The organism is Melaminivora alkalimesophila (genome assembly GCF_000282995.1).
GTDB lineage: Bacteria > Pseudomonadota > Gammaproteobacteria > Burkholderiales > Burkholderiaceae_C > Melaminivora > Melaminivora alkalimesophila.
Genome location: NZ_ALEE01000710.1, coordinates 1 through 6061 on the forward strand (window position 1 = coordinate 1; position 6061 = coordinate 6061).

A 6061-nucleotide genomic window follows, 5' to 3' on the forward strand; every position below is an offset into this window, starting at 1 on the left:
CCGCGCCCAGCTCAGCCAGGCCCTGAGGTCGGATGCGGCCTGTTCGATGCTGTTGTGCGCTGTGGCCCGTGCGTACACCTCGCGCAGCGCCATCTTCAGCCGCCACGCCCGCGCGCTCTTGAGCGTCGAGCGCTGCAGCCAGTGCATCGCCTGGAGCTGGCGGGCGCTCCAGGTGCTGGGGTTGCGCCGCATGCCCCACAGCAGCTGCCTGAGCGTCTTACGCTGGCCAGTGCCCAGCGCGGCTCGCACCGCCTGCGCGTCGGTGGCCATCTCCGCGCGGCGCACCTGGTCCATCGCCTCGATGGCCATCGAGACGACGTGAAAGCGGTCGTAGCTGATCTGCGCCTCGGGCAGCGCCAGCGCCACGCCCTTGGCGTAGGCCGCGCTCATGTCCATGCACACGTGCCGCACCTGGGCGGGATCGCCGCCATGGGCCCTCAGATCCTCGGCGAACTCCACCACCGTGCGGTGCTCGCGCCCCTCGGTGGCGAACAGCAGCCGCTTGCGATCCAGGTCGTGCACGACGGTGATGTAGTGCTGCCCGCGCCGCAGGCTGGTCTCGTCGATGCCCACCGTGCGCACGCCGGCGAAGTCTTCCAGCGCACGCGCCTGCGCGACGTAGAACTCGATGCGCCGCCACAGCCGCTTGTCCTTGCAGCGCAGCAACTCGGCGGCCTGGCGCACCGGCAGGTCCAGGCACAAGGTCAGCGCCAGCGCTTCGAACGCCGCGGTGAAGCCCGAGCCCGGACGCGCCCAGGGCACGGCCACCTGCGTGGTCTTGCCGCAGGCACCGCAGGCCACGCGCGGCACGTCGCAGTGCAGCCAGGCCTCGAACTGGAAGAAGTCCAGGTGCCGCCAGGATCGGCGCAGCCGGTCGTGCACCGGTTGCGTGGCCGCACCGCATGCCGGGCAGGCGAGCCTGCTGGTGTGGCAGCCGATCTCGAAGTCGATACGCCGCTTGGCCGTGTCGAGCCTGACGTCATCGACGACCCACGGCGGCTGCAAGCCCAGCGCGCTGGTGAATAGAGCTTCTACGGCAATGCCCATGGACTCATCCTCCTGATCAAACACGCCTCGTGGACATGTGCACAGGCCGGCCAGCGGCCTGCACACATGCCCACCGGGCTCGACGACCAGGAGTCATTGTGACTGTTGGGTTCCACACGAAATGACGAAGAGCCGGACATGGGCTATCGCAAGGTGCGCTCGATCGCCGGCGGCTACGACGCCTGGGTGGCGGCCGGCAAGCCGGTCCGGCAGCCCCGCCTGCCGGACTTCGGCTAGGACGCTTGCCTTCTTTCGTTCCCAATCCTAGGAGAGACCTCATGAAACTCAATGTCGGCGGCATCGACCGCATCCTGCGCATCATCGTTGGCGTGGCACTCATCGCCCTTGCCGCGACCGGCACCATCGGCTGGTGGGGCTACATCGGTGTGGTGCCGCTGGTGACCGGGCTGTTTCGCTTCTGTCCGGCCTATGGCATCCTGGGCGTGAGCACCTGCCCGCTCAAGCGACCACCGCAAGCCTGAAGCCCGCCGGGCGGGCGCCGGCCGGACCGCTGCAGCGTTCAGGTTGCCTGCGCCCGTACCGGCTGCAGACCCAGGCGCTCCAGGAGTTCCGCGTCGGCCTGCGCCTGCGGGTTGCCGGTCACCAGCAGCTTGTCGCCATGGAAGATGGAGTTGGCCCCGGCCAGGAAGCACAGGGCCTGGACGGCATCGCCCAGTTCCTGGCGTCCTGCCGAGAGGCGCACGCGGGCACGCGGCATGGTGATGCGCGCCACGGCAACGACACGCACGAAATCCAGCGGATCCACGGGCTCTGCATCGGCCATGGGCGTGCCCGGCACGCGCACCAGGCTGTTGATGGGCACGGACTCCGGATAAGGGTCGAGGTTGGCAAGCTGGGCGATCAGGCCGGCGCGGTGCACCGGCGCCTCGCCCATGCCGATGATGCCGCCACAGCAGACCTTCACGCCCGCATCGCGCACGGCCTGCAGGGTATCCAGTCGATCCTGGTACTGGCGCGTGCTGACCACATCCTGGTAGTACTCGGGTGCGGTGTCGAGGTTGTGGTTGTAGTAATCCAGCCCGGCATCCCTGAGGGCGCGCGCCTGATGAGGCTGCAGCATCCCCAGCGTGGCGCAGGTCTCCAGGCCCAGCGCCTTTACGGCAGCGATGCGTTCGGCCATCTTCTCGATGTCCCGGTCCTTGGGCGCACGCCAGGCCGCGCCCATGCAAAAGCGCGTGGCGCCGGCCTCGCGCGCGGCCCGCGCGGCGGCCTCGACTTCCTGCACGTCCATGAGCTTGCCGGCCTGCACGCCCGTGTCGAAGGCCGACGACTGCGGGCAGTAGCCGCAGTTCTCGGGGCAACCGCCCGTCTTGACCGACAGGAGGGTGGCGAGCTCGATCTCGTGGGCCGGCCAATGGCTGCGATGGACCGCCTGGGCCTTCCACAGCAGGTCGAGGAACGGCAGTTCAAGCAGGGCCTGCACGTCCTCCACGCTCCAGCGCACGGCACGGGCGGCAGGCACCGGCGCCGGGCGGCCGGCATGCCATTGGATGGGCTGGGGTGGAGTGGAGAGGGGGGCGGTGGACAGGGAATGGGACATGGCGCTACGCGGGCAGTGCCGCACAAGAACAGACACGGGGCGATTGTGGGCGGCCGGGCGGGATGTGCGTAACTTCTCGAAGAAAAAATCCCGGCAGAAAAACTTGCCGTCAATTGCCGTCAATCTGCCCAATATTTGCCGACAATTAAAAGAAGATGACGGATTTTGGGCGATGTTGCGCGCAACATTGCAAGCCTCTCCCAGGTTGCTTCAAATGCTGCCAAATGCCGTTCATTTGCCCCCATTTGCTTCCATCTTCTTACAACTCACCAAACAATTTCAGGTGCGAACACGCGCGCTGTCGCATCTCGGTGGCGTGTTGGGGCCTTGCACCCACAAAAAACCCAGGCACGCGGCCTGGGTCGATGGGGACAGCAGAACGGAATTCAGCCGAGCGCCGCAATCACCTCTGGAGGCGCCTGCACCAGCTCGATCAGCACCCCCTCGCCCGCGATGGGGAACTCCTCGCTGGCACGCGGGTGCAGGAAAGTAATGTCGTGGCCGGAGGCTCCCTTGCGGATGCCCCCGGGTGCAAAGCGCACGCCCTGCGCCGTCAGCCACTGCACGGCCTTGGGCAGGTCGTCCACCCACAAGCCCACGTGGTTGAGCGGCGTGGTGTGCACGGCCGGTTTCTTGTCGATGTCGAGCGGTTGCATGAGGTCCACCTCGACCCCGTGGGGCCCGCGCCCCAGAGAGAGGATGTCCTCGTCGACGTTCTCGCGCTCGCTCACAAAAGTGCCCGTGTGCTCCAGACCCAGCATGTCCACCCACAGCCGGCGCATGCGCGCCTTGTCGGTGCCGCCGATGGCGATTTGCTGGATGCCCAGGATCCGAAACGGACGGGCGGTGGCAGGGGTGTCGTTCATGGCGGGCTCCTGTATCGGTGGCGAAGGGGTAGCAAAATGGCGGGGCGCAATCCGGGACTGCCCGCTCATTCGAACTCCAGGATCACCTGGTCGACGGCCAGCGAGGCGCCCTTGCCCGCCACCACCTTGCTGACCACGCCGTCCTGCGTGGCAAAAAGGACGTTCTCCATCTTCATCGCCTCGATGACGGCCAGGCGCTCGCCTGCCTGCACCCTCTGGCCAGGCTCGACCGCCACGTCCACCAGCAGGCCCGGCATGGGCGAGAGCAGAAACTTCGACAGGTCCGGCGGCGCCTTGTAGGGCATCAGCTTGAACAGTTCGGCGCGGCGCGGCGTCAGCACGATGGCGTCGATCTGCGCGCCGTTGTGCGAAATGCGCAGCACCAGCGGGTTCTTCGGCGTGCCACGCTCGATCTGGGCCGTGAAGCCCTGGCCGTTGCAGGCACCCTGCACGCAGATGCTTCCCAGGTGGGCGCTGCTCGTGATGCGGTAGCTCTTGCCGCCCACCTGCACTGTGCTTGCGCCTGAGTCGCTCTCGAAGTCGGTCACCGTCACGTCGTGGTAGTGGTTCTCGCCGCCCTGCCCCAGCGTGACGACCACGAACTCCTCGCCCACCTGCACGCCGTGGCCCGCCAGCTGTCCGCTGATCCCACTGGCGCGGGCGCGGTAGCGGCGGTGCATGTAGGCTGCCAGCGCAACGAGGAACTGCGGATCCTCGTGCTGCACGTCCTCGGCAGCGAAGCCATGCGGGTAGTGCTCGGCGATGAAGCCGGTGTTGAAGTCGCCCGAGACGAACTTCGGATGCGCCAGCAGCGCCGCCTGGAAGGGGATGTTGCTGCTGATGCCGCGGATCACGAAGCCGTTGAGTGCCGCACGCATGCGCAGGACGGCATCCTCGCGATCCTGGCCATGCACAATGAGCTTGGCGATCATCGAGTCATAGAACATCGGGATCTCGCCGCCCTCGTACACGCCGGTGTCCACGCGCACGCCATAGCGCCCGCCGGTCTCGCCCTGGAACAGGTTCTGCTCGGGCGGCGCGAAGCGCACCAGCCGGCCGGTGGAAGGCAGGAAGTTGCGGAACGGGTCCTCGGCGTTGATGCGGCACTCGATGGCGTGGCCGCGGATCTGGATCTGGCGCTGGGTGAAGGGCAGCTTCTCGCCCGCCGCGACCATGATCTGCGTGCGCACGATGTCCACGCCCGTGATCCACTCCGTCACCGGGTGCTCGACCTGCACGCGGGTGTTCATCTCGATGAAATAGAACTCGCCGTTCTCGTACAGGAACTCGAAGGTGCCGGCGCCGCGGTAGCCGATCTTCTTGCAGGCCGACACACAACGCTCGCCGATGCGCTCGATCAGCTTGCGCGGGATGCCGGGCGCCGGGCCTTCCTCGATCACCTTCTGGTGGCGCCGCTGCATGGAACAGTCGCGCTCGCCCAGGTAGACGGCGTTCTTGTGCTTGTCGGCCAGCACCTGGATCTCGATGTGGCGCGGGTTCTGGAGGAATTTCTCCATGTACACGGCCGGGTTGCCGAAGGCGGCCGTGGCCTCGGCCTTGGTCATCTGCACGGCGTTGACCAGCGCCGCCTCGGTGTGCACCACGCGCATGCCGCGCCCGCCGCCGCCGCCTGCCGCCTTGACGATCACCGGGTAGCCGATGCCGCGCGCGATGCGGCGGATCTGCACCGGGTCGTCCGGCAGTTCGCCATCCGAGCCCGGCACGCAGGGCACGCCGGCGCGGATCATGGCCTGCTTGGCCGAGACCTTGTCACCCATCAGGCGGATGGATTCGGGCGTCGGGCCGATGAACTGGAAGCCGCTCTTTTCCACGCGCTCGGCGAAGTCGGCGTTCTCGGCCAGGAAGCCGTAGCCGGGATGGATGGCCTCGGCGTCCGTCACCTCGGCGGCCGAGATGATGGCCGGCATGTTCAGGTAGGACTGCGGCGAGGGCGCGGGGCCGATGCACACGGCCTCCTCGGCCAGCTTGACGTACTTGGCGTCGCGGTCGGCCTCGGAATAGACCATGACGGCCTTGATGCCCAGCTCGCGGCAGGCGCGCTGGATGCGCAGGGCGATTTCGCCGCGATTGGCGACCAGGATCTTCTTAAACATAAGCTCCCCCGCGGCTCATCGCCAGCGCCCTGGCGCGCGCCAGGGCGATTTGCTTCGCCCTGCCTGCGGCAGGAACGCCGCGATTGGCGACCAGGATCTTTTCAAACATAGGCAACAGCCTCGCGCCGGTGGGCGGCGCTGCGCATGGACTCGGCACGAACAGGCCGATCACTCGATGACGAACAGCGGCTGACCGTATTCCACCGCCTGGCCGTTCTCGCCCAGGATGCGCGTGACGGTGCCGGCCTTGTCGGCCTCGATTTCGTTGAGGATCTTCATGGCCTCGACGATGCACAGCGTCTCGCCTTCCTTGACCTGGCTGCCGACCTCGACGAAAGGCTTGGCGCCGGGGCTGGAGGCACGGTAGAAGGTGCCCACCATCGGGGACTTCACGACGTGTCCCGCGGGCTCCGCCGGCGCGGGAGCTGCCGCCTCGGCTGCAGGGGCAGCGGCAGGCACCGCGGCGGCGGTCG

Annotated in this window: 6 protein-coding genes and 1 pseudogene; 2 read left to right on the forward strand and 5 right to left on the reverse strand. The window is 67.5% G+C overall.

What is annotated here, in order from left to right; genetic code table 11:
* Positions 1–1047, reverse strand: a 1047-nt coding sequence (locus tag A612_RS13810; RefSeq protein ID WP_019375050.1) for an ISL3 family transposase, incomplete at its 3' end; no start/stop codon positions are given.
* 135 nt (positions 1048–1182) lie between these two features.
* Between A612_RS13810 and A612_RS18185 the strand changes: the two are divergent.
* A pseudogene (locus A612_RS18185) lies at positions 1183–1284 on the forward strand (rhodanese-like domain-containing protein); the annotation flags it as partial.
* 41 nt (positions 1285–1325) lie between these two features.
* On the forward strand, positions 1326–1529 hold the full coding sequence (locus tag A612_RS13815) for a YgaP family membrane protein (RefSeq protein WP_019375052.1): 204 nt from the start codon (positions 1326–1328) through the stop codon (positions 1527–1529).
* Between the two features lie 38 nt (positions 1530–1567).
* Here A612_RS13815 and bioB read toward each other — a convergent pair whose 3' ends face one another.
* The 4 genes from bioB to accB form a co-directional block, all read right to left on the reverse strand.
* Positions 1568–2608, reverse strand: a complete 1041-nt coding sequence (gene bioB, locus A612_RS13820; protein ID WP_040436985.1) for a biotin synthase BioB — start codon at positions 2606–2608, stop codon at positions 1568–1570.
* A 386-nt stretch (positions 2609–2994) separates the two neighbouring features.
* Positions 2995–3474 (reverse strand): VOC family protein, encoded by a 480-nt coding sequence (locus A612_RS13825; RefSeq protein WP_019375054.1) that lies wholly within the window; start codon positions 3472–3474, stop codon positions 2995–2997.
* A 65-nt stretch (positions 3475–3539) separates the two neighbouring features.
* The gene (gene accC, locus A612_RS13830; RefSeq protein ID WP_019375055.1) at positions 3540–5588 is read right to left on the reverse strand and encodes an acetyl-CoA carboxylase biotin carboxylase subunit; all 2049 of its coding nucleotides are present in this window, start codon (positions 5586–5588) and stop codon (positions 3540–3542) included.
* 168 nt (positions 5589–5756) lie between these two features.
* On the reverse strand, positions 5757–6061 hold a 305-nt coding region (gene accB / locus A612_RS13835; RefSeq protein ID WP_040436988.1), incomplete at its 5' end, for an acetyl-CoA carboxylase biotin carboxyl carrier protein.

Bases quoted from the DNA above. Each gene is read 5' to 3' on its own strand.
- accC (WP_019375055.1), bottom strand. From the start codon at position 5,588: ATGTTTAAGAAGATCCTGGTCGCCAATCGCGGCGAAATCGCCCTGCGC.
- A612_RS13825 (WP_019375054.1), bottom strand. From the start codon at position 3,474: ATGAACGACACCCCTGCCACCGCCCGTCCGTTTCGGATCCTGGGCATC.
- bioB (WP_040436985.1), bottom strand. From the start codon at position 2,608: ATGTCCCATTCCCTGTCCACCGCCCCCCTCTCCACTCCACCCCAGCCC.
- A612_RS13815 (WP_019375052.1), top strand. From the start codon at position 1,326: ATGAAACTCAATGTCGGCGGCATCGACCGCATCCTGCGCATCATCGTT.